This is a genomic window from Thiohalorhabdus sp. Cl-TMA (assembly GCF_041821045.1).
Classification (GTDB): Bacteria; Pseudomonadota; Gammaproteobacteria; order Thiohalorhabdales; family Thiohalorhabdaceae; genus Thiohalorhabdus; species Thiohalorhabdus methylotropha.
Genome location: NZ_JBGUAW010000002.1, coordinates 203,059 through 227,318, shown reverse-complemented (window position 1 = coordinate 227,318; position 24,260 = coordinate 203,059). Strand labels below are relative to the sequence as shown.

Sequence of the window (24,260 nt, the reverse complement as noted above, 5' to 3'; positions counted from 1 at the left end):
GGCCCGCCGAGGGCTGGGCGCATCGCCGTGGAGACGGACCAGAACATCACCCGAGACCGGAATGCCGCCATAGCGGGCGGATTCCAGTAGGGCGACCGTGCCGACCGGCATCGCTCTCCCTACCCAACGCACGCAACGCCAAGGGAGTTACCCAAGCCATGCAGTTGTCCCGTCGTGAATTCCTTCACGCGCTGGGTTTGGCCGGCGCAGCTGGCATGCTACGTCCCCGCGGGGCGCAGGCCATGGGGTGGTTCAAAGAGGACGCCTACGCCGTCCCGGACTTCGGCAACGTCACCCTGATGCACTTCACCGACTGCCATGCCCAGCTCAACCCGGTTTACTTCCGAGAGCCCAACATCAACATCGGCGTTGGCCCCATGAAGGGTGAGCCGCCGCACCTGGTTACGGATGCCTTCCTGGAGCACTACGGCATCAAGAAGGGCTCCAAGCGGGCCCACGCCTTCACGCCCATCAACTACGTGGAAGAGGCCGAGAAGCACGGCAAGATGGGCGGCTTCGCCCACATGAAGACGCTGGTGGACCGCTTCCGCAGCGAGCGGGAAGGCAAGTCCCTGCTCCTGGACGGCGGCGATACCTGGCAGGGCTCGGCCACCAGCCTGTGGAGCAACGCCCTGGACATGGTGAACGCCACCAACAAGCTCGGCGTTGACGTCATGACCGGCCATTGGGAGTTCACCTACGGCGCCGACCGGGTACGCGAGCTCATCGAGGACGGCATGCTCGACATGGACTTCGTGGCCCACAACATCACCGACAACATGTGGGGCGAGCGGGTGGGGCTGTTCGAGCCCTACACGGTGAAGGAGCGGAACGGCGTGCGCATCGCGGTCATCGGCCAGGCCTTCCCGTTCACGCCCATCGCCAACCCGCAGTACAAGATCCCCGACTGGTCCTTCGGCATCGACGAGAGCCACGCCCAGGAGCTGGTGGACGAGATCCGCGACAACGACAAGGCCGATGTGGTGGTGATCCTCTCCCACAACGGCATGGACGTGGACAAGAAGATGGCCTCCCGCCTGCGGGGCGTGGACGTGATCCTCGGCGGCCATACCCACGACGCCATGCCTGCTCCCATGGAGATCAAGAACCAGGGCGGCGGCATCGGCGGCATGACGCTCGTGGTGAACTCCGGCTCCAACGGCAAGTTCCTCTCCCGCCTCGACTTCGACGTCAAGAACGGCAAGGTCCGGGACTACCGCTTCCACATGCTGCCCATCTTCTCCAACGAGCTGGAGCCGGATCCGGAGATGGCGAAGCTCATCGAGGAGGAGCGGGACAAGGCCCAGAAGCAGGCCGGCAAGGACCTCGGCGAGGAGCTGGCGGTCACCGAGGACCTGCTGTACCGCCGGGGCAACTTCAACGGCACCTTCGACCAGCTCATCGTCGAGGCGCTCATGGAGTCGCAGGACGCCGAGATCGCCCTTTCCCCGGGCTTCCGCTGGGGTACCTCCGTCCTGCCGGGCCAGCCCATAACCCTGGAGGACGTCTACACCCAGACCGCCATCACCTACCCCAAGGTCACCCTCAACGAGATGACCGGCGAGCGGCTGAAGTTCGTCCTCGAGGATGTGGCGGAGAACCTGTTCAACCCCGATCCCTACTACCAGCAGGGCGGGGACATGGTACGCGTGGGCGGCCTCAAGTTCGCCTTCAACCCCAAGGAGAAGCAGGGCAACCGCGTCCAGGACATGGAGCTGAACGGCAAGGCCGTCGATCCCAAGAAGCACTACAAGGTGGCCGGCTGGGCGAGCGTCACCCCTGTGGACGAAAGCCGGCCCAACATCTACGACGTCTGCTGCGAATGGCTGCGCGGCAAGAAAAACGTCACGGTGGGCGAGCCCAACATCCCCAAGCTCAAGGGGGTCAAGGGCAATCCCGGGCTGGATCTGGACGTTCGGACGGCCTGATCCTGGCCGCCGGAAACGCCGAAGGCCGGCCCGAGGGCCGGCCTTTTTATTGGCGGAATGCCCGGGTTCGGGCTATTCCGCCTCTTTTTCTCCGGACTCCACCGGGAGCCGTCCGGGGTCCTCCACGTGATGCAGGCGCGGCACCGCATCCAGAATGGATTTGACCACCGTGGCCAGGGGGATGGCGAAAAAGATCCCCCAGAAGCCCCAGATGGAGCCGAACACCAGGATGGCCAGGATGATGGCCACCGGGTGGAGCTTCACCGCTTCGTAGAAGATCAGCGGCACGAGGACGTTGCCATCGAGCCCCTGGATGATGCCGTAGGCGATAAGCAAATAAGTGAGATCCCAGCTCGGCCCCCATTGCACTAAGCCCAAAAGGGCCACGGGGATAGTGACCACCGCGGCCCCCACGTAGGGGATCAGCACCGAGAAGCCTGTGAGCACGCCAATCAGAGCCGAATAGTTGAAGCCCATCATGCTGAAGGTGGCATAGGTCACGAAACCGACGATGACGATCTCCCAGACCTTGCCGCGAATGAAGTTGCCGAACTGGCGGTCCACGTCGCGCCAGATGCTCTGAGCGAGCTGCTGGTGCGGCGGCAGGAAGCTGCGGAGGTAGCCGAGAATCAGCTCCTTGTCCTTGAGCATGAACAGGATGAGGAAGGGCACCAGCACCAGGTACACCAGCAGGGTGGCCAGGCCCGGAATGTAGGAGATGGACAGCGAGACCAGGCGCCCGCCCCAGTCCTGCATGCGCTGCCCCAGGGCCGAGATGAGGCTGTCGGCGTACTGCGGCTCGATGAAGCCCGGGTAGCGCTCCGGCAGGGTACGGATCAGGTTCTGGACCTGGCGCACGATGTCCGGCAGGTCGCGGACCACCCGCTGCAGCTGATCGGTGAGCAACGGCAGCAGGGAGAAGATCAGGAACAGGGCCACCACCAGGAAGCCGGTGAATACGATGCCCACGGCCACCCAGCGCGGCACGCGCCGGCGCTCCATGGGCCGGATGAAGCCTTCCAGCAGATAGGCGATGATCACCCCGGCAACGAACGGTTTCAGGGCCTGTCCGAACAGATAGAGCGCCGCCAGCACCCCCAGGATGACGAAGGTCAGCAACAGGATCTGGGGATCGGAGAACCGCTTTCGGAACCATTCTAGGGGGGTGCGCACCGTGCCTCCGGACAGCATTCGGTTGGAATGGGGACGGGGGGTCCGATTGTCCTGACGAGGATATCTGAAGCGGATTGCAGGATATAGACGGAATCCGGGGCTCGGCAAGCGTCCCCGGACCGGCGGGCCTGGCGGCGGAACGGTTCGGAATCAAGGGGGCTGGGCGCCGGACAGCCGGCGCGTTCACTCCGCCTCGAACTGCTGCACGTACCAGCGGTAGTGGCGCTCGAAGAGTGCCTCCAGCTCCTCGATCACCTCGCCCTCGGGCTTGTCCTGCAGATACCGTTTGGCCATGACCGAGGTGGTCTCGTCCAGCAGCTTGCTGCGCTCCAGCATGGGGTAGGTATGGCGCAGCCGCTTGATGGCCTGGACCGGACCCTCCTCGGGATCCTTCTCCACGTCCTGGGGCGGCTCGGGCGCCTCCGGCAAGGAAGGGGCCGCCTCCCCGGACCCGGCAGTGGCGCCTCCCGACCGGGCCACCAGGAATTCGGCATAATCCACCAGCTGCTCCTGCTGCTCCTCGGGAAGCTGCTCGAGCGCCGCGAGAAGGCGCTTCTCGTTCTCCGTCATCAGAATGTCCCCGCCTCAGTCGTCCCGGACGTTGAGCTCATAGCCCGGCCCTTCCTGGGCATGGGGCTGCATGAGCGCCAGCTCCTTCACCAGGGCCATTACCACCTTGTCGGTGACGGCCTGCATGCGGCCGGCCCCCCAGGACGCCCTCGAGTACTCCAGGAGGTTTCCAACGCCCTCCGGGCAGGGCCGGTCCTCCATGACCATGTCCTCGATCATCCCCGGCTTGATCTCGGGCCGGAACAGGAGGGCGTAGGCCATGGGATGGGGGCGGAAGGCGAGCCATCTGTCCCGCTCGTCCACCAGGGTGGGCGCCACGCCCTCGGGCAAGGTGACGGAGCCGGCGTGCCACAGAAAGACCTCCTGTCCGTCCAGCTCCTCCGCCAGGGCGTCCCCCTCCCCTGCTTCCGTCTTGCGGGCCGTGACGAACTCGGCGGTCAGCTCCGGATCCTCGGAGGCCGCACCGCCGTAGTGCTCGGCGAGCAGCTGGGCGCCCAGGCCGATGCCCACCACGGGCTGGTCGTTCTTGAGAAACTGTCCCGCCAGGAATTCCTCTTCCGTCAGATAGGGGAAGTCATCCTTCTCTGTGGGGTCCATGGGGCCCGCCAGCAGGAACAGGGCGTCCTTGTCCTGGGGCGTGCCGGGCACGGACTGGCCCAGGAAAGGCCGGATATAGACGAAGCCGATCTCCCGGTGCTCCAGCTGCTTCTCGATGGTGCCCAGAAATTCGTGGTGGCTGTGCTGAATGACGAAGAACTGCCGCATATGTGCAAGCCCCCCAGCGGGCGTCAGAGCGCGACCTGATCCTGGTCCTGCGCCGAACCGTTCTCCTTGGCCCAGGGGTCGCCCTTTTTGCATTGCTCCATGATGAACTGGTAGAAGTGCTCCACCGCCTGCGAGCGGAACTTCTGCTTCTGATGGACGAAGGAGAAGGCGCGCTTGAGGGCCGGCTCCAGCGGCCGCACCTCCAGGGTGCCGAGCTGGGCCTCCTTGCGCACCGTGGCCTCGGAGACCACCGAGATCCCCAGCCCGCTTTCCACCGCGCCCTTCACCGACTCGCCGGAGCCGAGCTCCATGACGATATCCAGCTTGTTGGGGTCCTCGCCGCCGTCCCGGATATAGTCGGCCAGGACCTCGCGGGTACCGGAGCCTTCCTCGCGGAGGACGAACTGGTAATCGAGCAGATCCCCGGGCGTCACCCGCTCCTTGGCGGCCAGGGCATGGCCCTGCGGGAATATGGCCATGAGCTGGTCGGGCTGGCATTCCCGGATGGCCAGGTTGCTGTTATGGACCACGCCCTCGACGATGCCTATGTCGATGGTGTTGTTCTCCACCTGCTGGACGATATCGCGGGTATTGGCCACGTTCATGCGGACCTTCATGGCCGGATAGGCCATCCGGAAGGCGCCGAGCACCCGCGGCAGCAGGTATTCGCCGATGGTGGTGCTCGCCCCCACCAGCAGGATGCCGCGCATCTCCCCGGTCAGCTCCCCCACCGAGCTCTCCATCTCGTCGTAGAGGCTCAGGATCTTGTCGGCATAGTCGTAGACGATGGAGCCCGCGCTGGTCAGGGTGATCCGGTTGTGGTTGCGGTCGAATAGCCGGGTGTTGAACTGCTCCTCGAGCTGCTTGACCTGGAAAGTGACCGCCGGCTGGGTCATGTGCAGCCGGTTAGCCGCCTTGGTGAAGCTGGAAAGCCGCGCAACGGTATGAAAGACGTGCAGCCTGCGATCGGCCATGATTCCCTACCATCCGCCCGGATTCACCGGGTCTCCCACAGGACTTTCCGGTCTGGCTCGCTTCAGGGGGCCTTCCCCTTCCGGGCGTCCTGAAAAGTTGATAAATTTTCTCAAACAAAAAACCCCATAATAAACCAAATTATTTTATGAGGGGGTAAAAGAATGGGCAAGCAGTGGGAGGCCATGGACCTCAAGGGAGGCGGCCTGCAGCAGGTCCAGATGGCTTACAAGTCCGTGGCGCGGACCCGTCTGGGGGCCTACCTGCGCTGGCTGCTGTTTCCCCTCGGTCTCCACCGCTTCTATCTCCTCGAGCGCCGGGGCGGGCTCGCCTATCCGGCTGCCTCCCTGATCGCCCTTGGGGTGCAGCTCGCTTTCGGGCTCCCCTGGCTGTGGCTGGTCCCCGGCCTGGCGGCCCTCGCCGACCTGTTCTGGATACCCGGCCGGCTGGTCCGCATCAACAAGGAGCTGCGCCTGCAGACCATGATGAGCGGCGCCCAACGCGGCGCGCCCCGCGGCTTCAAGGGCCACTATACCGAGGAGAACGCCACCGGCGAGCAGGAGGACCGGGAGCGATGAGCGGTCCGGCGGTGTTCTTCGGCGCCGCGCGGTACCGCCGCCGGAGCTACAACGACAACCATCCGCTGGGCATTCCCCGGGTTTCCCTCACCATCGATCTGCTCCAAGCCTATGGGGCCCTGCCCGAGGCAGAATACCAGGAATCCCGGCCGGCGGCAGACTGCGAGCTGGCCTGGTTCCACACCGAGGAATACCTGCGCGCCGCGCGCCGGATAGACGCCTCGGGGCGGGCCTCCGCCGAGGACCGCAAGCGCTATAACCTGGGCAATCTCGAGAACCCGGTTTTCGCCGATTTCTTCACCACCGCGGCAACGGCCACGGGGGCCAGCATCCAGGCGGCGGAGGCGGTTCTCGCCGGACGCATCGGCTTCAACCCCGCCGGAGGCATGCACCACGCCGCCCCCCATCAGGCCCGGGGCTTCTGCTACTTCAACGACCCCGTGCTCGGCATCCTGCGCCTTCGCCGGGAAGGCTGGCGGGTACTGTACGTGGACCTGGACGCCCATCACGGCGACGGCGTGGAGGAAGCCTTCGCCGGGGACCCGGAGGTATTCACGCTTTCCCTCCATATGGGCACCGATCGGGCCTATCCGTTCACCGGCGGCGGCCTGGAGGACCGGGGCCGGGGTCCGGGTGCGGGCTTCAGCCTGAATCTGCCCATGCCGACCGGCGCCCACGACGACGACTATCGCGCCGCTTTCGGGGGGATCTGGGGGCCGATCACCGACCGCTTCCAGCCCGACGCGGTGGTTCTGCAGGCCGGGACGGACATCCTGTTGCCCGACCCCCTGAGCAGGTTCCGGATCTCCACCCAGACCTTCCTCGAAATGACCGCACGCATCCAGGCCGATGCGGCCCCCAGACTCCTGGTCACCGGAGGCGGCGGCTACCATCCCCTGGCGCTAGCGCGCTGCTGGGCGGGACTGTGGGCCCAGCTATCCGGGCGTGACCTGCCCGTGGCGCTTCCGGAGGCCGGGCGCGCGCACATGGAGGCCGTGGACTGGGACCTGGACGACGAGGAGGAGGACTGGTTCGACGAGCTGTTCCGGAGCCGCCTGGACCCGCCCCAGCCGGGTCCGGTGAAGCCCGAGGTCACGGAGGCGCTCGACCGTCTTCGCCGACATCACCCGTATCTCCAGCGGCCCGCGCCGACCCCCGGGGCGACGGTCGCCAACCCCGAACCCGTCAGCGAGTAGACATTCATGCTAGGAAGCACGAATCGGAAGGAACTGCCCGAGCTCATACCCGGCTCCGCCACCCACGAGGCGACCCGCACCTACGCGGAGAACAGCGGCCTGGCCGAGGGCCACTTCAGCGATTACGGCAAGGAGGCGCTTAAGCTGTCCTCCATCGGCCTGGGATCGGACTTCGGCGAGCCCAGCGACGCCGTGGACGAGGGCTACCGGCAGGCGCTGGCGCGCGGCCTCAAGGGTGGCCTCAACGTCATCGAGGCGGGACTCAGCTACCGCTACGGCCGTTCCGCCCGTGCCGCGGGCGCCGCCATCCGCGCCGCGGTGGAATCCGGCGTACCCCGGGAGGCCCTGTTCGTGGTGGGCAAGGGCGGCTTCCTGGCCTTCGAGGACGGCCCGCCCGACGACCTGGCCGCCTGGTTCAAGGAGGAGATCCTCAAAAAGGGGCTCGGCGCCCCCGATGAGCTCGCCCAGGGGATGCACCTGCTCACGCCCGCCTACATCGCCTGGCAGGTGGAGCAGACGCGGCGCGCGCTGGGCGTGGAGACCCTGGACGCCTTTCTCATCGACCAGTCGGAGGTCCACATCCCCGAGCTCCAGACCAAGGAGGACCTGAACACCAGGCTCCAGAAGGTCTACGCGGTCCTGGAAATGATGGTCCAGGCCGGCAAGCTGCGGAGCTACGGGCTGGCCACCTGGAAATCCTGCCGGGTGGCCACCAACGACACGCTGTTCCAATCCCTCACCAGCCAGGTGGGAGTGGCGGAGAAGGCCGCCGGCGATCCGCAGAGCCACCACATGCGCCTGGTGACCATGCCCTACAACGTCAATATGCTGGAGGGCTTCACCCGCTTCAATCAGGCCACGGGCCAGGGCAACGTGGCCTCCACGGTGCAGGCCGCCTACCAGCTGGGGCTCTACTTCATGGCCACCCATACCCTTATGGGCGGCCGGCTCCTGGAGCAGCAGCCCCCCATCCTCCGCCAGGCCATGGGGGAGCTTGCTAGCCCCGCCCAGCGGGCGCTGCAGTTCGCCCGCTCCACCCCCGGCGTGGGCACCGCCATGGTCTCCATGGCCCGGGAGGAGCACGTAGCGGAGGCCCTGGAGCTGGGCCGCACCGATCCCATGCCCCGCAAGGCATTCCTCAAGATGTTCGAGCAGGCGGAGGATGACGCCGAGGGGGCCGAGGAGCCGGCGGGAGGCTGAGCCGGCAGCCGGCAACAGCGTATTAACCACGAAGTACACGAAGGACAGCAATAAAAACGCAACAAAAGCAGGGTGGGATAGGCCCTTCGAAATCGCAGGCTCGCGGGCCGAAAAGACCAAGGAGCCCGGGGAAGCCGTTACTTAGTATAAGATGCCGAGCTATTAGGCCATCCGCCAAGCCGTTACGGTTTTACCCGATTTGCTTTTTATTTTCTTTTGCCGTTCTTCTTGGTAAGCGTCGTTGCCGTTTTCGTCTTCCTGTAATCAACCCTGCTTCGAGCCCTCGGTGGTCGCCCCCGGGCGCAGCTCCTCCAGGTGGCCGCGGGCCCGCTCCAGCAGAGGGCCTTCCAGGCCGTTGCGCTCCGCCACCACCAGGCCCAGCGAGGCGCCCGGTTCGCCCACTTCGAGCCGGTAGGTAGGCTGGAGCCGGTCGAAATCGAAGCGCATGTTGGCGTTTGCGATGTCCGGATGCTCCGCGGCAAAGCCCTTCAAGGGCGACAGATGGGTGGTGAAGACCCCCTGGACCCCGCGCCCGGCGAGCTCTTCCAGGACCGACATGGCCAGGGCTGCGCCTTCTTCGGGATCGGTTCCCGTGCCCATCTCGTCCATGAGCACCAGGGTCCGGTCGTCCGCTTCGGCCAGAATCTGCTTGAGCACCTCCACGTGACCGGCGAAAGTGGAAACATGGTGGAGGATATTCTGGTGGTCACCGATGTCTACCAGAATACGATGGTAGGCACCGATCACCGTGCCTTCGGCGGCGGGAATGTGCAGGCCGCAGAAGGCCATGGTGGCGAGCAGGCCGATGGTCTTTATGGCCACCGTCTTGCCGCCGGTGTTTGGGCCCGTCACGAGCACCATGGGGTGCTCGGGCTCCAGATGCACGGACAGGGGCACCGGCGCCGGACCGCCGTTCTTGTGCCCGGCCACCAGGGCCGGGTGACAGGCGGAGCGGAGATCCAGCCGGGGCGCCTCCACGAGCTCCGGGGGACGGGCGTCGATCTTCAGGGAGAGGCGTCCCGCCCCCAGGGCCAGATCGATCCAGGTGACGGCATCGAGAAGCCGCTGCAAGGGCTGGACGTGCTCCCGGACGGTGGCCGTGGCCTCCCGCAGGACCCGGCGCTCCTCGGCATCGATCTCGCGGGATAGCTGCTCGAGCCGATTGTTGAGGGGGATCCACTCCATGGGCTCCACCATGACCCCCCTTCCGCGGGAAAGGGCCTCGCGCCGGACCCCCTTGATGGCGCCGACGGCCTCGGTCTTCACGGCCAGGACGCGGCGTGGCCCGCTGTAGTGCTCCGTCTTGGGCTCCACCAGGCTCGGGGCGAGCTTTTTATCCTTGAGCTTCTTGTCCACCTGCTTGTTCAGGTCGCCCCGAACCTGTTTAACCTCGTCATGGAGGGTGGCCAGATCCTCCGAGGCCCCGGAGCGGACCTTGCCCATGGTGTCCACCAGGGCATCCAGGTGGTCGATCAGGGGACTGGCACCGTTCAGGTCGGCGGGATCGCCCACGTAGAGGCCGGGGCGCTTCTCCAGGGCGCGCCCCAGGTAGTCCCCGGCCTGCAGGAGGGTGACCAGGTTGCGCAGGGCCATGCCGTTCAAGGGGGAGGCGCCCTCCTGGCGGGCCTGGCGCAGGGCGGCCCGGACATCCGGCAGCTCGTCGAGCTGGGGGCCGTCCCCTTCCTCCAGACCCTGGCGGGCGGTGGTGACGGCACCTTGGAAGGCCCGCGCCACCTCCAGGCCGGGAGCCGGCTCCAGATTGCGGGCCGCCTCCTTTCCATAGGGCGTGGCACATTCGCCATCAAGGCTGCGGCGAATGGATTCGAATTCCAAGGTATTCAAATCGCTTTGCATGCGGAGGCTCCCTTTACCGCTGCCCAGCGGGGCGTACAACTGCTATAGTGCCCGGGTTTTCCCGCAATTCGGGCGGGCCATGGCTTGAAAAATTGGATGACTACTTATCCAGAACTCCCACAAAATGCATAGTTGAGGTCACTTCAATGCAGACTCATGATCAGGAAGCGATTTGGCTGGACTCCAATGACCGGACCGGGCTTTTCATAGATGGTCCCAATTTCCATGGCAGCTCCCGGGATATGGGATTCGATGTCGATTACCAGGCGCTTCTCAATTTCTTCCGCCAGCGCGCCAAGCTGACCCGCGCTTTCTACTACACCGCCCTCGACGTTTCCGGCGAGCACACCCCTTTGAAGCCCCTGGTGGATTGGCTTTCCTACAACGGCTATATCGTGGTCACCAAGCCCACCAAGGAATTCAAGAACGGCAATGGCAACCGCCGGATCAAGGGAAACATGGACATCGAGCTGGCCATCGACATGTTAAACCTTGCCCAGTACCTGGACCACGCCATCCTGTTTTCCGGCGACGGGGATTTCCGGCGGCTGGTGGACGCCGTGCAGCAACGGGGGGTAAAGGTGACGGTGCTCGCTTCCTCGGATGTCACCGCCGACGAGCTGCGCCGCCAGGCCGACCAGTTCGTGGAGCTGGCCGATTTCCGCCCGCAGATCGAACGGTTCGGCGAGACGACCCGCGGGCGCACGGGCATGCCGGACCACGAGCCTTCCTAGGGACGCACGCGGCTCAGGAGCTGGATGGGCGCTCCGCGTAGGAGGCCCGCAGGTAGGTAGGAACCGCCTCCCCCGCCGCCAGCACCCGACCTTCCCGCCAGGGAGCGACGGCCAGGGCGGCCACGGCATCGGCGCGAACCGGAATCTCGGCGTCGATGCCCGCCAGGGCCGGGCCAAAGCGACGGGAGAGGGGCTCCGCATGGCTCCGCCAGCCACCTCCGACCCCCCACCAGCCTTCCGGCTCGCCGCCGGGTACCGCCGCATTCTCCGGGGCGAGCACCCGTTCCTCCTCCAGAGCAGCCACCCCCTGTGGCTCCCGGTGATACGCCCCCCAATACACCTCTCCCTGCCCGGCCTCCAGCGCTACAGCCGTGCGCTCCCGTCCGCTGGCCCAGGCAGTGGCCTCCAGGCTGGAAACCGGAACCAGGGGCACACCCAGTCCCAGACCGAGTCCCTGGGCGGTGGCCACCACGATGCGACCCGCGGTGAAAGGCCCCGGGCCACGCGCGAAGGCCACCGCACCCAGCGCCCTGCGGTCCAGGGCGAGCTCGCTTAATAGCTCGTCCACCAGGGGCAGCAGATGGAGGGAGTGCTGCGCCACGCCCTCCCGGGACCGGTGATAGAGCACACCGTCAAGGAGAACGGCCACGGAGGTGGCGTCGGAGGCCCCCGCGAGCGCCAACAGGGGGCCGGGGGCCGCGAGGGGGGGAAGGGAAGCGGACATGACGGGACCTCCGGCTCAGCCCCCCGTTACGGGCGGGAAAAGGGCCACCTCGTCCCCGTCGGAAAGGGAGCGGGCGTCATCGGCATATTCTTGATTGACAGCCACCAGCACCCGCCGTTCCGGGGAGAGCACCTCCGCGTAGGCGCCCCCCCGATTCCGCAGCAGCTCCAACAGGTCCGACACGGTGGCCAGGGACTCGGGGGCCACCTGCTCCTCGCCGACACCCAGCTGCTCCCGGATGGCGGCGAAATACAAGACCTTGATCATGGCACGTTCCCCCGAAACCACGACCCCGGGGCGGTAGACCGCCCCGGGGTCGGTTGCAATGCTCCCGGGTCGGGCGCGGACGCCCCCGGGACCTGTCCCGGCCAGGCAATTACTGCGCCGAATCCATGCGGTTCAGGCGCTGCCTCGCCAGCCGGGCTTCCGAAGAGTCCGGGAAGCGCTCCCGTACCCGTTTCAGGGCCTGCCGGGCGCTTTCCTTCTCGCCCAGCTCGTAGAAGGAATAGCCGATCTTGAGCAGGGCGCCCGGCGCCTTCTGGCTGTCGGGATAATTCTTCAGGACCTTGTTGAATTCCATCAAGGCCTTCTCGAATTCCCGCAGCACGTAGTGGGCCTCTCCCAGCCAGTATTGTGCGTTGGGGGCGAGGGCGCTGTCCGGATACTGCTTCAGGAACCGCCCGAATTCCTTCGCCGCTTCCTGATAAGCATTGTTCTGGATCTTGGCGAAGGCGGCATGGTACATCTCCTCCGCGCTTCCCGATCCGGCTTCGCTGCCCTCGTCGGCATCGGCCGACTGGCCCTCCGGTTCCTGCGGGCTCGCCTTTTCGCGGTCGGACTGCTCAAGGCTGCGCAGGCGCGCATCGATGTCCTCGTAAAGCCGGCGCTGGCGCTTTTCCAGGCGATCCACGCGATGCTTGAGGACCTCCATGGAGCCCTGGTGGGTACGCATGTTGTTACGCAGCTCCTCCACATCCAGGGTCAGGGTCTCCAGGCCTTCCTGCATACCCGACGAAGAGGAGGCTTCCTGCTTCTGGGCCTTCCGCAGCTCGGCCAGCTCCTGCTCCAGGGTCGCCACCCGCTGCTGCAGCTTTTCATGGGGAGAGGGCCCGCCGCCACGGCCCGGAGCAGGCGGTGGCGGCAAGCATCCTCCGAGGGTCGCGACCACCGTTGCCACGGCGGTCAGGCGCACCAGCTTCACGTGGGCCTCCCTTACTGCTTATAGCGGAGCATTACCCGCCGGTTCTTGGCGTAGGCCTCTTCATTGTGGCCATCCACCAGGGGGCGCTCCTCGCCGTAGCTGACCACTTCCAGCCGCTCGGAATCCACCCCTTGCACCAGGAGGATACGACGTACCGACTTGGCACGGCGCTCACCCAGAGCCAGGTTGTACTCCCGGCTGCCGCGCTCGTCGGCATGACCTTCCAGGGCCACGTCCACATCGCCGTTGTTTTGTAGATACTCGGCGTGGGACCGCAGCAGCTTGCGCGCTTCGTCGGTAAGCTCGGAGCTGTCGAAGGCGAAGAAGATGCGATGCTCCTCCGGTTCGGTGACCTCGGGCTCGGCGGTCTCTTCGGCCGCCTCGGCGCCGGCGCCGCGCTCGGCACCTTCCAGGGACTCGGACTGCGCGCCCGCGCCGCCTTCCATGCCCTGGGCCTGGGCGCCTTCCCGCTCGGCACCTTCGCCGGCCTGGGCACCCTGATCCTGCTGGGCACCGGCGTCGGCTTCATCCGCCCGTTCCGCGCCGGGGCCCTGCTCGCCCGTGCTGGCACAGCCGCCCAGAAGCAACAGCAGGGCGGCCAGCCCCGTCCAGATAGTTATCCCGCCTTTTTTGTGCATCCAGTTCTCCTATCCTGCCGGTTCAAGGTTGCATCGGGGACCAGGCCGGCTCCCGTACATCCCCGGAATTTTCCCGTTTCAATCGCTGGTGAACGTTACCATCCACGGAAACCGTTGCCAGCTCCCCCTTGCCATTCGGGCCCTGGGTAGCGTACAGGATCATGCGGCTGTTGGGGGCAAAGCTCGGCGATTCGTTCGGTCCGCGCTCCGTGAGGCTCTGGATAGCCCCTTCCTCTTGCAGGTTCATTACGGCCACCGCGAAGTTCGTTCCATCCCCGTGAACGAAGGCTACCCGTTTCCCGTCCGGTGACCAAGTGGGCGCGGCGTTGTATTTCCCCTCGAAGGTCAAGCGCTCCGCCTCCCCGCCATCCACGGAAGCCCGATAGAGCTGGGGCGTACCACCCCGGTCCGAGGTGAAGATCAACCTGTCGCCGTCCGGCGACCAAGTGGGCTCGGTATCGATGGCCCAGTGCCGAGTTACGCGGGTCAGCTTGCGGGTCTGGAGGTCCAGCACATAGATCTCCGCATTGCCGTCCCGGGACAGCGATAGCGCCAGACGCCTGCCGCCGGGGGAGAATTCGGGGGCGGAATTGATCCCCTCGAAGGCGGCGAGGGTGGAGCGCTTCCCGGTCTCCAGGTCCTGCATGTAGACCATGGAGCGCTGTTGCTCGAAGGAGACATACGCCACGCTCCGCCCATCCGGACTCCAGGCCGGTGACATGATGGGGCTCTCGCTGGTCAGGATCGGCCGCGGGCTGGCGCCGTCGGAATCGGCCACCATCAGCCGGTACTCCTCGTTCTCCCGGACCACGTAGGCGATTTTCGTGGCGAAAGCGCCGGACCAGCCGATGAGCTGCTCGTGGATGGTGTCGGCGATGCGGTGCGCTACCCCGCGCAGCCCGCCCGGCTTCACCTTGTAGCGGACACCGGCGATCTGCTCCTGGGAATAGACGTCGAAGAGCCGGAAGCGCACCTCGATCCGGCCATCCCCGGCGGGCGCCATGCGTCCGATCACCAGGGCATCGGCGCCCACCAGGCGCCAGTCCTTGTACTCCACGTCCTCCGGGCGATGGGGAGCACTGATGAACGCCGAGGAATTGATCATCCGGAACATCCCCGAGCGGCGCAGGTCCCGGCTCACCAGGGCGCCCACGTCGAAGGGCCGCTCACCCGAGCCTTCCCAGGAGAAGTTCACCAACGCTACCGGCAGGGGGTTCCGGACTCCCTGCGTGATGTCGATGGACAGAATGGCGCCGGCCGGCTGCACCAGGAGGAAAAAGAGGGCCAGCGCGGCGAGGTATCGTAATTTGCGGGTCATTGCGCCATATCCGGGCTGAAGTTGAGCTCGAATTCCTGAAAGTACCGGGTCGGCCCATCGGGCATGGGGAATGGTGCCGCTTTCTCCACCGCGCGCACCACGGAGCTATTGAAATAGCCCGGCCCGTTGGAGGCCTTGATCTTGGGCGGTGCCGCCAGCGACCCGGAAGGAGTCAGCTGGACGAGCACGGTGGCCTTGAGGTCCTTGCGCTCCGTGAGGGAGGGCGGAACCAGCCAGTGGTCCTGAATGGCCGCCTGCACGGCGGAAACGAACTGGGTCCGTGCCCGGCGCAGGCGCAGGGAGGAGGGCCGGTCCGAATCCTTCGACAGCTTCTCGATGCGCTGGGAAAGTCCCTCGCCCAGGATAGGCTCCTCTTCCGGTTCTTCTTTCTGTTCCTTCTTTTCCTTGCTTTCCGGTTGCGCTTCCTGCGGCTCGGCCTCGGCCACCTTTTTTAGCGGTTCGGTCTTTTCCCGTTTCTTGGCTTCGGGCTCGGGCTCCGGCTTCGGTTCCGGCTTCGGTTCCGGCTTCGGTTCCGGCTTCGGTTCCGGCTTCGGCTCCGGCTTCGGCTCCGGCTTCGGCTTCGGCTTCGGCTCGGGCTCCGGCTCGGGCTTCGGCTCCGGCTCGGGCTTCGGCTCCGGCTCCGGCTCCGGCTCCGGCTCCGGATCGGGCTCGGGCTCCGGCTTCGGCTCGGGCTTCGGCTCGGGCTTCGGCTCCGGCTCCGGCTCCGGATCCGGCTCCGGCTTCGGTTGCGGCTTCGGCTCGGGCTCGGGCTTCGCGCTTACCAGCCGGGCCTTGATGGGCTGCGTATCCGGCGTCTCCGCGTGCCGCACCAGCGTCCAGGCCCAGCCGCCCGCGACGACGAACAGGTGTACGGCCAGGGAAAAGAGCACCCCCTGGATCCAGATCTTGCGCATCAGTTCTTCGTCGGTTGGGTTACGAGGTCAACCTGGCGAATCCCCCCCTGCCGCAGCAGGTTCAGGGTGACCACCACGGCCTCGTAGTCCACGGTCCGTTGGCCGCGCAGCAGCACGTGCTGGCCCGGCTGCTCCTCGAGGATAGCCTGCACCTTGGTGGCCAGATCCGCGCGGGGGTCGGCCACCCGGGTCTTCTGGATATAGACGCCGTCCTCACGGACCGTGATTTCCAGCGGCTCGTTCTGTGTGGTTACCGGCTGGGAGCTGGCTTCGGGCAGGTCCACGTCCACGCCCCGCGTCAGCATGGGGGCGGTCATCATGAACACCACCAGCAGCACCAGGACCACATCCACCAGGGGGATGATGTTGATCTCCCCCATGAGCTTGCGTCGACGATAGGCCATCAGCTACGGACCTGGCGTTCCAGGACACCGGTGAGGTCGTCCATGAAATTCTCCAGGCGGGTCTGGTGGTGCTCCACCCGCCGGGTCAGCATGTTGTATCCGATGACGGAGGGAATGGCCGCCGCCAGGCCGAAGGCCGTGGCGATCAGGGCCTCGGCGATGCCCGGGGCCACCACCGCGAGGGTGGCCTGGCCGGTGGCGCCGATATTCTGGAAGCTGTTCATGATGCCCCAGACGGTCCCGAACAGACCCACGAAGGGGGCACTGGAGGAAATCACGGCGAGAATGGCCAGGCTGCTATCGAGCCGGTCCACCTCCTCGCTCATGGCCACCCGCATGGCGCGGCGGCCGGCCTCGCGCAGATCCGGCAGGGGCAGCCCCTCGTCCCGGAGGCGCTGGAACTGGCGGTAGCCGGAGCGCAGCACGGAGGCCGATCCGCTGGCGGCCGCCGCATCCTGGCGATTGACGTTGGCCACCAGTTGGTCCAGGTCGCGGGCCTGGTGATACAGGCCGGAGAAGGCGGCTTCCGCCCGGGCGGTGGCCACCATCTGCCGGCTCTTGACGTAGATGATCACCCAGGACACCACGGAGGCCAGCACCAGGAGCAGCATGACGATCTGCACTACCAGGCCGGCCCCGAGGATCAGGTCCCAGGCGGTATAAGCGGTCTCCCCTTCCATAAAGTCCTGCTCTCCTCGGTTATCAGGCTATTGAGAAACGGGTGCGGGGCGCCGCGTACCGTTTCTCAATAACCCGCCAGGGTCGGCTCACGCCTCGCCGAAGCCCAGTGCCCGCCGGACCGCCTCCGGAATCGGGCTGGGCCGGAAATCTCCGGCGCCGACGCAGGCCACCTGCACGCGCCCCCGGCACAGGGGCTTCGTTTCCCCCTCGCGCAGGACCGACTGCTCGAAATCCACGCGGGCCCGCCCCAGATCGGCCACCTCGGTAACCACCCGGAGACGATCGTTGAATACCGCCGGGCGCAGGTAGTCCGCCTCCACCTTGCGGACAACGAACAGCAGTCCTTCGCGCCCCATCAGGTCGTCCTGTTCGAAGCCCAGGGCACGCAGAAGTTCCGTGCGCCCCCGCTCGAAATACTTGAGGTAGTTGGCGTAATAGACACCGCCGCCGTGGTCGGTGTCCTCGTAATACACCCGCACCGGCCACTCGCCGACAACCGACATTCAAGCCCTCCTCTTCCGGGGCGCGGGGCACGGCCCCGTCAAAGCAGGTGCCCCTGGCCGTCATCCGCGCCCGGCTCCTGCCGGACGAAGCCCATGTGGCTGTAGGCGAGCCCCGTGGCGCAACGGCCGCGGGCGGTGCGCTGCACGTAGCCCTCCTGGATCAGGTAGGGCTCGAGGACGTCCTCGATAGTGTCCGCCTCCTCGCCGATGGCCGCCGCCAGGTTGGAGAGGCCCACCGGACCGCCCTCGAATTTGCCGATCAGGGCGGAAAGCAATTTCTGGTCCAACTTGTCGAGACCGGCCGGGTCCACCTCCAGCATGGTCAGCGCCTCCTCCGCCACGGCGGCGGTTACGACGCCGTCGGCGCGCACCTCGGCGAGGTCGCGCACCCGGCGCAGCAGCCGATTGGCCACCCGGGGTGTCCCCCGGGAGCGACGGGCGATCTCCGCGGCCCCCTCGGGCTCCACTGTCACCCCCAGGAGACGGGCGGAGCGCTGGATGATCCGGGCCAAGTCCTCCAGGCCGTAGAAATCCAGGCGCATGGTAATGCCGAAGCGGTCGCGCAGCGGCGAGGTGAGCAAGCCGGCGCGAGTGGTGGCCCCCACCAGGGTGAAGGGCGGCAGGTCGAGCTTGATGGAGCGCGCCGCCGGCCCCTCGCCGATGACGATGTCGATCTGGTAGTCCTCCATGGCCGGATAGAGGATCTCCTCCACCGCCGCCGACAGGCGGTGGATCTCGTCGATGAACAGCACGTCGTGGGGAGCGAGGTTGGTGAGCAGGGCGGCGAGGTCGCCGGCCTTCTCCAGCACGGGACCGGAGGTTACCTTGAGGCCCGCGTCCATCTCGTTGGCGATGATGTGCGCCAGGGTGGTCTTGCCCAGGCCGGGCGGCCCGAAGAGCAGGCAGTGATCGAGGGATTCGCCCCGTTCGCGGGCCGCCGGAATGAAGACTTCCAGGTGCTCCCGGACCCGGGGCTGGCCGTCGTAGTCGGCGAGCCGCTCGGGGCGCATGGCGGGCTCCCCCCGGCCCTCCCCGGGGGTGGCCGCGGGATCGATGACGCGGGAAGCGTGCTCGTCTGCGGACTCCATGCGCTCCCTACCTGGCCATGTTCTGAAGACTGCGCTTGAGAAGCTCTTCCACCGTCAGCCCCTCCTCGGCGACGCCGGCCACCGCCTGCTCCGCCTTCTCGCCGCTGTAGCCCAGCTCCTGCAGGGCGGCGACCGCCTCCTGCCTGGGCCCGCCGGCCGGCGTGGACCCGCCTTCCACCGCGGCCCCGGGAGGCGCGAAGTCCCCGGGCGCGGACAGGGTGTCCCGAAGCTCCATCACCAGCCGCTGGGCGGTCTTCTTGCCGATGCCCGGGACCGAGCTCATGCGCTTCAGGTCCTCTTCCTGGATGCAGCGCCACAGCTCCGCGGGCGGCAATCCGGAAAGCACCTGGAGGGCCAGCTTGGCCCCCACCCCGGTCACCCGCAGCAGGGCGACGAACAGGCGCTGCTCCTCGGCGGTCAGGAAGCCGTAGAGCTGGATGGCGTCCTCGCGCACCACGGTGTGGATGCGCAGGTTCACCTCCTCGCCCACGGCGGGCAGGTGGTAGACCGTGGACAGCGGGGCGTCCACGGTGTATCCCACGCCGCCGGCCTCCACGATCAGGGTGGGCGGCTCCTTCTCCAGGATGGGTCCGCGCAGCCGGCCGATCACGGACGCCGCCCCCCGCCGGCCATGCGGGCCTCCGCCTGCAGGTGGTGAAGGTGGCACACCGCCACCCCCAGGGCGTCGGCGGCATCCTCGGGGGCCGCCTCGCGCAGGCCCAGCAGGTGCTGCACCATGTAGCCCACCTGGTCCTTGCCGGCGGAGCCGCGGCCCACAACTGCCTCCTTGATACGGGCCGGCGTGTACTCGCCCACGGGCAGACCGGCATCCACCAGCGCCGCGATGGCCGCCCCCCGCGCCTGACCGAGCTTCAGCGCCGACTCCACGTTGCGCTTGACGTAGACGGTCTCCACCGCGGCGGCGTCCACACCGTAGCTGCCGGCCACCGCCCGCACCTCCCGGAACAGATGGCCGAGCCGCTCCGGAAACGGACCGTCCCCGAGGCGCAGGGCGGTGTAGTGGAGGGCGCGGAGCCTGCCGCCGCTCTGCTCCACGATTCCGATCCCGGTCACCCGGGAGCCGGGATCGATACCCAGCGTTCGCATCCCGGCTCCCTCCGCGGGCCGTTTACACGCTTACCTGCTCGAACACCTCGTCGGGGATGTCGTAGTTCGCGTAGACGTTCTGGACATCGTCGTGGTCTTCGAGCGTATCCAGGAGCTTGAGGACCTTCTCCGCCTTGTCCCCCTCCACCCGAACGGTGTTGTCGGGCTTCATGGTGACCTCCGCCACCTGGGGCTCGAAGCCCTGCTCCTGCAGGCTGGCCTTCACATCCTCGAAGTCCTGCGGGTCGGTGTAGAGCACCTGCTGGCCGTCCTCGACCTGGATGTCGTCGGCCCCCGCCTCCATGGCCGCCTCCATGAGGGCGTCCTCGTCCACGGACTCCCCATCGAAGATGAGCATGCCGGTCTTGTGGAAGATGTAGGCCGCCGAGCCGTCCTCACCGAGGTTGCCGCCGCCCTTGGAGAAGGCGTGCCGGATCTCACCCACGGTGCGGTTCTTGTTGTCGGTCATGCATTCCACGAGCACCGCCACGCCGCCGGGGGCATAGCCCTCGTAAGTGACCTCCTCGTAGCTCACCCCTTCCAGCTCGCCCGTGCCGCGCTTGATGGCGCGGTCGATATTGTCCTTGGGCATGTTGTTGGAAAGGGCCTTGTCCACGGCCTGGCGCAGGCGCGGATTGGCCTCGGGATCACCGCCGCCGAGGCGGGCGGCCACCGTGATCTCCTTGATCAGGCGGGTGAAGATCTTGCCGCGCTTGGCGTCCTGGGCGGCCTTGCGATGCTTGATATTGGCCCATTTACTGTGCCCGGCCATAGTCCCGAACCTCCTGCTGATGCGGCCGGTACCCCGCCCGGCCGGGAAATTTCTTGCCCGCTAATCGCGGCTGGGAGGCCCCTTCCGGGAAACGGCCTCCGAGCCACGATCCAAACCTGGGGATGACGCCGACGCCGGGCCGCCTCCCCCGTCCGGAGGCGGCGGGCTCCGACCGCCGCTACGGGGCGTTCCTTACCCCGGCCTGCATTCTAGCACAAGCCCCCCGCCGGCTCGCCATGCTCACCGAACCGCCCTTCGCGAAGGAAGTGAGCGGCCGCTTTCGCCACCCGGCGATTGAGAAGAAGCCCAGTGTGCCCCACCGGGAAGGTACGCAGCTCGGTGCGGGGTAGCGCCGTCTCCGCCACCCGCACCAGGCCGTCGTTGGGACGGTCGAGGAACCAGCGGGTCCACCAGCGCCAGCGGGTGCCGGCAATTACCCCGGTCTCGCCGGGGAGCGCGGGCCAGGGCAGCTCGCCCGTACCGCACAGCTCCCGTCCGGCCACCCCCAGCCACCAGCGGCCCTCGCGCCAGCGCGCGATGAAGGCGGCGCCGCTGGCGCCCTGGTTGGGGGTACCGAGCATGACGGTTCGGGCCGTCTCGAACCAGGCGGGATTGCGCTGGGCCAGGGCCCGCAGGACGAGGCCGCCCAGGCTGTGGCCCACGAGTCCGAGGGGCTGGCCGGGCTCGAAGCGAGCTCCCAGCCAGTGGTCGAGCCTGCGGGCATGGTCCGCCACGGAGTGGCGGCGGGAAGGATAGCCGAAGCGGTAGGGCGTGAAGCCGGCGCGGCGCAGCCGGATAGCGAGCGGGAGCATCACCGCGGCCGGCATCCATAGGCCATGGACCAGGACCACCGGACGTTCCGCCGCTGGCCCGGTCAAGGGCGGCCGCCCCTCAGGAGCCGTCCCCTTGCACGGCGCGGCTAAGCCGCAGCCCGAGCTCCTTGAGCTGCTCCGCCTCCACCGCCGAGGGCGCCTGGGTGAGCAGGCAGCTGGCCCGCTGGGTCTTGGGGAAGGCGATCACGTCGCGTATGGAATCGGACCCGGCCAGCAGCGCGGTCAGCCGGTCCAGGCCGAAGGCCAGGCCGCCGTGGGGCGGCGCGCCGTAGCGGAAGGCGTCCAGCAGGAACCCGAACTTCTCCTGGGCCTCCGCCTCGCCGATGCCCAGGGCGGTGAACACCCGGCGCTGGGTCTCCGGGTCGTGGATACGGATGGAGCCGCCGCCCACCTCGGCGCCGTTGAGCACCAGGTCGTAGGCCCGCGACAGGGCCCCGCCGGGATCGGACTCCAGCTTGTCCAGGTGCTCCGGGTAGGGCGCCGTGAAGGGGTGGTGCAGGGGCTCGTAGCGCTTGGAGTCTGGGCTCCACTCGAACATGGGGAAGTCGGTGATCCACAGCGGCCGCCAGCCCGGAGCCAGCAGGCCGCGGTCGCTGCCGAGCTGCTCGCGCAGCGCCCCGAGCGCCTCGTTGACCACCTTCCGGGTGTCGGCGCCGAAGAAGATCATGTCGCCGTTTTCCGCCCCGGTGCGCTCCAGAATGGTGGCGATCACCTCCTCGGGCAGGAATTTGAGGATGGGCGACTGCAGGCCCTCGGCGCCCTGGGCGGCATCGTTCACCTTGATGTAGGCGAGGCCCTTGGCGCCGTAGCGGCCCACGAACTCGGTATAGTCGTCGATCTCCTTGCGCGACAGCTCGCCGCCGCCCGGAAGGCGTAGCGCCGCCACCCGGCCACCGCTGGTGGCGGGCTCGCGGAAGACCTTGAAATCCACCTCCGCCATGACATCGGTGAGCTCGGTGAGCTCCAGCGGGTTGCGCAGATCCGGCCGGTCGCTGCCGAAGCGCCGGGTAGCCTCCCCGTAGGTCATGCGCGGGAAGGGATCGGGCAGCGCCTCGGCCCCCACGGCATCGAACACCGAGCGCACCATGCCCTCCATGAGGCCCATGATGGCTTCCTCGTCCATGAAGGACATCTCGAGATCGAGCTGGGTGAACTCGGGCTGGCGGTCGGCGCGCAGGTCCTCGTCGCGGAAGCACTTGGCCACCTGGTAGTAGCGTTCCATGCCCGCGGTCATGAGCAGCTGCTTGAAGAGCTGCGGGCTCTGCGGCAGGGCGAAGAAGCTGCCGGGGTGGGTGCGCGACGGCACCAGGTAGTCGCGCGCGCCCTCCGGGGTGGAGCGGGTCAGCACCGGGGTCTCCACCTCCAGGAAGTCGCGGTCGTCGAGATAGCGCCGCATGGTCTGCACCACCCGGTGGCGCAGGCGCAGGTTGGCGGCCATCTCGGGCCGGCGCAGGTCGATGTAGCGATAGCGCAGGCGGATGTCCTCGCCCACCTCCTCCGCCTCGTCGAGCTGGAAGGGCGGCGTGTCCGCCTGGTTGAGGACCTCCAGATCGCGCACCTCCAGCTCCACCTCGCCGGTGGGCAGCTCCGGATTCACGGTACCGGCAGGCCGCTCGCGCAGCACGCCGCGCACGGCGATCACCCATTCGCTGCGCAGCTGGTGGGCGCGCTCGAAATCGAAGGCCGGCCGCTCACCCTCGCCGTACTCCTCGGGCGGATGGAGCACCACCTGCAAGAGCCCGGACCGATCCCGAAGGTCCACGAAGATAACCCCGCCGTGATCCCGGCGGCGATGGACCCAGCCGCTGACCCGGATCTCCTCGCCGATCTGCTCCCGGCGCAGGGCGTTGCAAAGGTGGGTGCGCATGATTTCCTTTCCCCGGTGCTCGAAAAGCCGAAATGGTACGGCGCCGCCCGCTTTCAGGCAAGGCGGGCGCCCGTGGGACGGTCCGGCGCGCCGATGTCCTCAGGGCCCGAACCGCAACCTTCCCTTGAAGGGACAGACTCGGCTATAGTCCTGGACTGTCCCCCCCCCCCCGGCTCGCCACCACGAGTGAGTGCGCCATGACCACATCTACCCCCCCGATGGCTCCGAGGCCGGAGCCGGAGCGCAAGCCCTGGGAGGAGCAGAGCCTGCGGGGCCGGCTGCTGTTCGTGGAGGACAGTCAGACCTCCGCGGCGGTAACCGTCCATTACCTGGAGCAGTTCGGCCTCCAGGTACGGCACGTGACCACCGCCGAGGAGGCGCTACAGATCCTCGGCTCCGAGCTCGACCTGGTCCTGTCGGATTTCTTCCTCGACGGCCGGCTCACGGGCCTCGACCTCGTGAAGCGCATCCGCGCCCGGGACGACGACCTGGCCCTCCTGCCGGTGCTCATGCTCACGAGCGCCGAGGAGACCGACCACCGCATCAGCAGCCTGCGAGCCGGCGCCAACGATTTCGTCTACAAGCCCTTCCATCCCGAGGAGCTCTATGCCCGGCTCCACAACCTCCTGGCCCTGCGCCACGCCTACAAGAAGCTCTACACGCAGAAGAAGGCCATGGAGCGCCTCTCCGTCACCGACGGCCTTACCAACCTCTACAACAAGCGCTTCCTCAACAACGAGGCCCCGGCCCTCCTAGAGCAGGCCCGGAGCACGGGCCGGCCCCTGGCCCTCCTGGTGGTGGACCTGGACCACTTCAAATATATCAATGATTCCTTCGGCCACGAGTACGGCGACCGGACCCTGAAGGCGGTGGCCCAGACCCTGGAGGAGGAGTTCCAGGAAGTGGACCTGATCGCCCGCTACGGCGGCGAGGAGTTCGTGGTGGTCCTGGACCAGGCGGACATCGGCCAGGCCGTGCTGCGCGCCGAGCGCCTGCGCCGGCGTATCGCCTCACTGGCCCTGGCTCCGCCGGTCACCGCCTCCGTGGGCATCACCGCCCAGCACGCCGACCAGCCGGGCCGGGACTACGAGCAGCTGTTCCGGGAAGCGGACCAGGCCCTCTACAAGGCGAAGAATTCCGGCCGCGACCGGATCGCGGCGTGGGCGTGGGTGCACAACCGCGCCGAGATCCACTTCCCCTGAGGCTCCGGCACCGCTAACGGCTGGCGGAACCGGGATTG

At 67.3% G+C, this 24,260-nt stretch carries 26 protein-coding genes; 6 read left to right on the top strand and 20 right to left on the bottom strand.

Going from position 1 to position 24,260, the window contains the following annotated elements:
* The first annotated feature begins 158 nt into the window (after window positions 1-158).
* On the top strand, window positions 159-1,928 hold the full coding sequence (gene soxB, locus ACERLL_RS03335; RefSeq protein WP_373654640.1) for a thiosulfohydrolase SoxB: 1,770 nt from the start codon (window positions 159-161) through the stop codon (window positions 1,926-1,928).
* A gap of 72 nt (window positions 1,929-2,000) precedes the next feature.
* Here the strand turns inward: soxB and ACERLL_RS03330 are convergent, their stop codons facing one another.
* The 4 genes from ACERLL_RS03330 to ACERLL_RS03315 all read right to left on the bottom strand — a co-directional run bounded on the left by ACERLL_RS03330 (window position 2,001) and on the right by ACERLL_RS03315 (window position 5,410).
* Window positions 2,001-3,101: an AI-2E family transporter gene (locus ACERLL_RS03330; RefSeq protein WP_373654639.1), complete on the bottom strand. Its 1,101-nt coding sequence runs from the start codon at window positions 3,099-3,101 to the stop codon at window positions 2,001-2,003.
* A 183-nt stretch (window positions 3,102-3,284) separates the two neighbouring features.
* Window positions 3,285-3,671, bottom strand: coding sequence for a Crp/Fnr family transcriptional regulator (locus ACERLL_RS03325; RefSeq protein WP_373654638.1), 387 nt, complete (start codon window positions 3,669-3,671; stop codon window positions 3,285-3,287).
* Between the two features lie 15 nt (window positions 3,672-3,686).
* Window positions 3,687-4,436 carry a type 1 glutamine amidotransferase gene (locus tag ACERLL_RS03320; protein WP_373654637.1) on the bottom strand — a complete coding sequence of 250 codons (750 nt, stop codon included), beginning with the start codon at window positions 4,434-4,436 and terminating at the stop codon, window positions 3,687-3,689.
* A 23-nt stretch (window positions 4,437-4,459) separates the two neighbouring features.
* Window positions 4,460-5,410 carry a selenium metabolism-associated LysR family transcriptional regulator gene (locus tag ACERLL_RS03315; RefSeq protein WP_373654636.1) on the bottom strand — a complete coding sequence of 317 codons (951 nt, stop codon included), beginning with the start codon at window positions 5,408-5,410 and terminating at the stop codon, window positions 4,460-4,462.
* A 162-nt stretch (window positions 5,411-5,572) separates the two neighbouring features.
* Here ACERLL_RS03315 and ACERLL_RS03310 point away from each other — a divergent pair, with 162 nt between their 5' ends.
* Genes ACERLL_RS03310 through ACERLL_RS03300 form a run of 3 tightly spaced genes read left to right on the top strand, consistent with a single transcriptional unit; the run spans window position 5,573 to window position 8,382 of the window.
* Window positions 5,573-5,986 (top strand): TM2 domain-containing protein, encoded by a 414-nt coding sequence (locus ACERLL_RS03310; protein ID WP_373654635.1) that lies wholly within the window; start codon window positions 5,573-5,575, stop codon window positions 5,984-5,986.
* A complete protein-coding gene (locus ACERLL_RS03305) occupies window positions 5,983-7,182 on the top strand; it encodes an acetoin utilization protein AcuC (RefSeq protein WP_373654634.1) in 1,200 nt (399 codons plus the stop codon). Before ACERLL_RS03310 ends, ACERLL_RS03305 begins: the two co-directional genes overlap by 4 nt.
* Before the next feature lie 6 nt (window positions 7,183-7,188).
* Complete coding sequence (locus ACERLL_RS03300) at window positions 7,189-8,382, top strand: aldo/keto reductase (protein WP_373654633.1); 1,194 nt, start codon at window positions 7,189-7,191, stop codon at window positions 8,380-8,382.
* A gap of 264 nt (window positions 8,383-8,646) precedes the next feature.
* Here the strand turns inward: ACERLL_RS03300 and ACERLL_RS03295 are convergent, their stop codons facing one another.
* Window positions 8,647-10,236, bottom strand: coding sequence for an endonuclease MutS2 (locus tag ACERLL_RS03295; RefSeq protein WP_373654632.1), 1,590 nt, complete (start codon window positions 10,234-10,236; stop codon window positions 8,647-8,649).
* Window positions 10,237-10,382: 146 nt separating this feature from the next.
* On the opposite strand from ACERLL_RS03295, the gene ACERLL_RS03290 reads away from it, so the two are divergent.
* Complete coding sequence (locus tag ACERLL_RS03290) at window positions 10,383-10,970, top strand: LabA-like NYN domain-containing protein (RefSeq protein WP_373654631.1); 588 nt, start codon at window positions 10,383-10,385, stop codon at window positions 10,968-10,970.
* A gap of 13 nt (window positions 10,971-10,983) precedes the next feature.
* On the opposite strand, the gene tsaB is transcribed toward ACERLL_RS03290, so the two are convergent.
* The 15 genes from tsaB to aspS all read right to left on the bottom strand — a co-directional run bounded on the left by tsaB (window position 10,984) and on the right by aspS (window position 23,020).
* A complete protein-coding gene (gene tsaB, locus ACERLL_RS03285) occupies window positions 10,984-11,694 on the bottom strand; it encodes a tRNA (adenosine(37)-N6)-threonylcarbamoyltransferase complex dimerization subunit type 1 TsaB (protein ID WP_373654630.1) in 711 nt (236 codons plus the stop codon).
* Between the two features lie 15 nt (window positions 11,695-11,709).
* On the bottom strand, window positions 11,710-11,961 hold the full coding sequence (moaD, locus tag ACERLL_RS03280; protein WP_373654629.1) for a molybdopterin converting factor subunit 1: 252 nt from the start codon (window positions 11,959-11,961) through the stop codon (window positions 11,710-11,712).
* Window positions 11,962-12,070: 109 nt separating this feature from the next.
* On the bottom strand, window positions 12,071-12,895 hold the full coding sequence (gene ybgF, locus ACERLL_RS03275) for a tol-pal system protein YbgF (RefSeq protein ID WP_373654628.1): 825 nt from the start codon (window positions 12,893-12,895) through the stop codon (window positions 12,071-12,073).
* Window positions 12,896-12,906: 11 nt separating this feature from the next.
* Entirely contained in the window at window positions 12,907-13,533 is a 627-nt protein-coding gene (pal, locus tag ACERLL_RS03270; protein ID WP_373654627.1) for a peptidoglycan-associated lipoprotein Pal, read from the bottom strand.
* A gap of 22 nt (window positions 13,534-13,555) precedes the next feature.
* Window positions 13,556-14,851, bottom strand: coding sequence for a Tol-Pal system beta propeller repeat protein TolB (gene tolB, locus ACERLL_RS03265; RefSeq protein ID WP_373654626.1), 1,296 nt, complete (start codon window positions 14,849-14,851; stop codon window positions 13,556-13,558).
* Entirely contained in the window at window positions 14,848-15,765 is a 918-nt protein-coding gene (locus ACERLL_RS03260) for an energy transducer TonB (RefSeq protein WP_373654625.1), read from the bottom strand. Before ACERLL_RS03260 ends, tolB begins: the two co-directional genes overlap by 4 nt.
* Window positions 15,765-16,169: a biopolymer transporter ExbD gene (locus ACERLL_RS03255; protein WP_373654624.1), complete on the bottom strand. Its 405-nt coding sequence runs from the start codon at window positions 16,167-16,169 to the stop codon at window positions 15,765-15,767. Before ACERLL_RS03255 ends, ACERLL_RS03260 begins: the two co-directional genes overlap by 1 nt.
* Window positions 16,169-16,849 carry a protein TolQ gene (gene tolQ, locus ACERLL_RS03250; RefSeq protein WP_373654623.1) on the bottom strand — a complete coding sequence of 227 codons (681 nt, stop codon included), beginning with the start codon at window positions 16,847-16,849 and terminating at the stop codon, window positions 16,169-16,171. The genes ACERLL_RS03255 and tolQ overlap by 1 nt, the downstream gene beginning before the upstream one ends.
* A gap of 87 nt (window positions 16,850-16,936) precedes the next feature.
* Window positions 16,937-17,353: a tol-pal system-associated acyl-CoA thioesterase gene (gene ybgC / locus ACERLL_RS03245; protein ID WP_373654622.1), complete on the bottom strand. Its 417-nt coding sequence runs from the start codon at window positions 17,351-17,353 to the stop codon at window positions 16,937-16,939.
* A 38-nt stretch (window positions 17,354-17,391) separates the two neighbouring features.
* On the bottom strand, window positions 17,392-18,441 hold the full coding sequence (gene ruvB, locus ACERLL_RS03240; protein ID WP_373654621.1) for a Holliday junction branch migration DNA helicase RuvB: 1,050 nt from the start codon (window positions 18,439-18,441) through the stop codon (window positions 17,392-17,394).
* 7 nt (window positions 18,442-18,448) lie between these two features.
* Window positions 18,449-19,051: a Holliday junction branch migration protein RuvA gene (gene ruvA / locus ACERLL_RS03235; RefSeq protein ID WP_373654620.1), complete on the bottom strand. Its 603-nt coding sequence runs from the start codon at window positions 19,049-19,051 to the stop codon at window positions 18,449-18,451.
* Complete coding sequence (ruvC, locus tag ACERLL_RS03230) at window positions 19,048-19,548, bottom strand: crossover junction endodeoxyribonuclease RuvC (protein WP_373654619.1); 501 nt, start codon at window positions 19,546-19,548, stop codon at window positions 19,048-19,050. The genes ruvA and ruvC overlap by 4 nt, the downstream gene beginning before the upstream one ends.
* Window positions 19,549-19,570: 22 nt before the next feature.
* The gene (locus tag ACERLL_RS03225; RefSeq protein WP_373654618.1) at window positions 19,571-20,320 is read right to left on the bottom strand and encodes a YebC/PmpR family DNA-binding transcriptional regulator; all 750 of its coding nucleotides are present in this window, start codon (window positions 20,318-20,320) and stop codon (window positions 19,571-19,573) included.
* A 209-nt stretch (window positions 20,321-20,529) separates the two neighbouring features.
* Window positions 20,530-21,198, bottom strand: coding sequence for an esterase/lipase family protein (locus ACERLL_RS03220; RefSeq protein WP_373654617.1), 669 nt, complete (start codon window positions 21,196-21,198; stop codon window positions 20,530-20,532).
* A gap of 13 nt (window positions 21,199-21,211) precedes the next feature.
* Window positions 21,212-23,020 (bottom strand): aspartate--tRNA ligase, encoded by a 1,809-nt coding sequence (aspS, locus tag ACERLL_RS03215; RefSeq protein ID WP_373654616.1) that lies wholly within the window; start codon window positions 23,018-23,020, stop codon window positions 21,212-21,214.
* A gap of 197 nt (window positions 23,021-23,217) precedes the next feature.
* On the opposite strand from aspS, the gene ACERLL_RS03210 reads away from it, so the two are divergent.
* Window positions 23,218-24,222 (top strand): diguanylate cyclase, encoded by a 1,005-nt coding sequence (locus ACERLL_RS03210; RefSeq protein WP_373654615.1) that lies wholly within the window; start codon window positions 23,218-23,220, stop codon window positions 24,220-24,222.
* Window positions 24,223-24,260 lie beyond the last annotated feature (38 nt).

Coding starts and splice junctions, on each gene's coding strand:
- ACERLL_RS03325 (WP_373654638.1), bottom strand. CDS start 3,671: ATGACGGAGAACGAGAAGCGCCTTCTCGCGGCGCTCGAGCAGCTTCCC.
- aspS (WP_373654616.1), bottom strand. CDS start 23,020: ATGCGCACCCACCTTTGCAACGCCCTGCGCCGGGAGCAGATCGGCGAG.
- ACERLL_RS03255 (WP_373654624.1), bottom strand. CDS start 16,169: ATGGCCTATCGTCGACGCAAGCTCATGGGGGAGATCAACATCATCCCC.
- soxB (WP_373654640.1), top strand. CDS start 159: ATGCAGTTGTCCCGTCGTGAATTCCTTCACGCGCTGGGTTTGGCCGGC.
- moaD (WP_373654629.1), bottom strand. CDS start 11,961: ATGATCAAGGTCTTGTATTTCGCCGCCATCCGGGAGCAGCTGGGTGTC.
- ACERLL_RS03210 (WP_373654615.1), top strand. CDS start 23,218: ATGACCACATCTACCCCCCCGATGGCTCCGAGGCCGGAGCCGGAGCGC.
- ruvB (WP_373654621.1), bottom strand. CDS start 18,441: ATGGAGTCCGCAGACGAGCACGCTTCCCGCGTCATCGATCCCGCGGCC.
- ybgC (WP_373654622.1), bottom strand. CDS start 17,353: ATGTCGGTTGTCGGCGAGTGGCCGGTGCGGGTGTATTACGAGGACACC.
- ACERLL_RS03305 (WP_373654634.1), top strand. CDS start 5,983: ATGAGCGGTCCGGCGGTGTTCTTCGGCGCCGCGCGGTACCGCCGCCGG.
- pal (WP_373654627.1), bottom strand. CDS start 13,533: ATGCACAAAAAAGGCGGGATAACTATCTGGACGGGGCTGGCCGCCCTG.
- ACERLL_RS03300 (WP_373654633.1), top strand. CDS start 7,189: ATGCTAGGAAGCACGAATCGGAAGGAACTGCCCGAGCTCATACCCGGC.
- ACERLL_RS03310 (WP_373654635.1), top strand. CDS start 5,573: ATGGGCAAGCAGTGGGAGGCCATGGACCTCAAGGGAGGCGGCCTGCAG.
- ruvC (WP_373654619.1), bottom strand. CDS start 19,548: ATGCGAACGCTGGGTATCGATCCCGGCTCCCGGGTGACCGGGATCGGA.
- tsaB (WP_373654630.1), bottom strand. CDS start 11,694: ATGTCCGCTTCCCTTCCCCCCCTCGCGGCCCCCGGCCCCCTGTTGGCG.
- ACERLL_RS03320 (WP_373654637.1), bottom strand. CDS start 4,436: ATGCGGCAGTTCTTCGTCATTCAGCACAGCCACCACGAATTTCTGGGC.
- ACERLL_RS03225 (WP_373654618.1), bottom strand. CDS start 20,320: ATGGCCGGGCACAGTAAATGGGCCAATATCAAGCATCGCAAGGCCGCC.
- ACERLL_RS03315 (WP_373654636.1), bottom strand. CDS start 5,410: ATGGCCGATCGCAGGCTGCACGTCTTTCATACCGTTGCGCGGCTTTCC.
- tolB (WP_373654626.1), bottom strand. CDS start 14,851: ATGACCCGCAAATTACGATACCTCGCCGCGCTGGCCCTCTTTTTCCTC.
- tolQ (WP_373654623.1), bottom strand. CDS start 16,849: ATGGAAGGGGAGACCGCTTATACCGCCTGGGACCTGATCCTCGGGGCC.
- ACERLL_RS03290 (WP_373654631.1), top strand. CDS start 10,383: ATGCAGACTCATGATCAGGAAGCGATTTGGCTGGACTCCAATGACCGG.
- ACERLL_RS03260 (WP_373654625.1), bottom strand. CDS start 15,765: ATGCGCAAGATCTGGATCCAGGGGGTGCTCTTTTCCCTGGCCGTACAC.
- ACERLL_RS03295 (WP_373654632.1), bottom strand. CDS start 10,236: ATGCAAAGCGATTTGAATACCTTGGAATTCGAATCCATTCGCCGCAGC.